Source organism: Psychromarinibacter sediminicola, assembly GCF_029168335.1.
Classification (GTDB): domain Bacteria; phylum Pseudomonadota; class Alphaproteobacteria; order Rhodobacterales; family Rhodobacteraceae; genus Psychromarinibacter; species Psychromarinibacter sediminicola.
The window spans coordinates 1-459 of record NZ_JARGYC010000239.1 but is presented as its reverse complement, the minus strand read 5'-3'; the positions used below and the strand labels follow the sequence as shown (position 1 = coordinate 459).

The window sequence follows — 459 nt, the reverse complement described above, 5'->3', positions numbered from 1 at the left end:
TGCTGGATGTCGCCGCGGAGGAGGACGCGGCGGCGGAGGTGCAGATCCAGGCGCTGGGCCAGCAGCTGAACGCGGCGCTGGCGCGGGCGGCGCAGGAGCAGAGGCTGCGGGTCCAGGCGGAGGCGGCGCGGGCGGATGCCGAAGAGGCGCTGCGGCTGGAGCGGGAACGAATTTCCGAGCTTGAAACCTGCTTGCCAGACTGAGGAACGTAGCGAGGGCAGCTTTTCCCGACCGCATGCGGCGGCTGGTATTCCTGTCGCTTCAGATATAGTGCATTCCGATGCGCGGGCCGGGGCTCCTGGCAAGTCGGCCAAATAATTCTCCCAGGTCGCGGTCCCTCATGAATTCAACGGTTTCCTGGCTATGGATCGGGAAATAGGACACGGCCCAGCCCGTCAGCCCGCGTTCGACCAGGGCGGCTTTGACCTTCTCGTCCCGTGTATCCTCGTCCCAGTCCGA

General features: G+C 65.8%; 1 protein-coding gene and 1 pseudogene. One reads left to right on the top strand and one right to left on the bottom strand.

Annotated features, from left to right (window positions below; translation table 11 throughout):
- A pseudogene (locus P1J78_RS25175) lies at positions 1-203 on the top strand (peptidoglycan -binding protein); the annotation flags it as partial.
- 58 nt (positions 204-261) lie between these two features.
- Here the strand turns inward: P1J78_RS25175 and P1J78_RS25170 are convergent.
- A partial coding sequence (locus P1J78_RS25170) for a hypothetical protein (RefSeq protein WP_275570106.1) occupies positions 262-459 on the bottom strand: 198 nt, incomplete at its 5' end.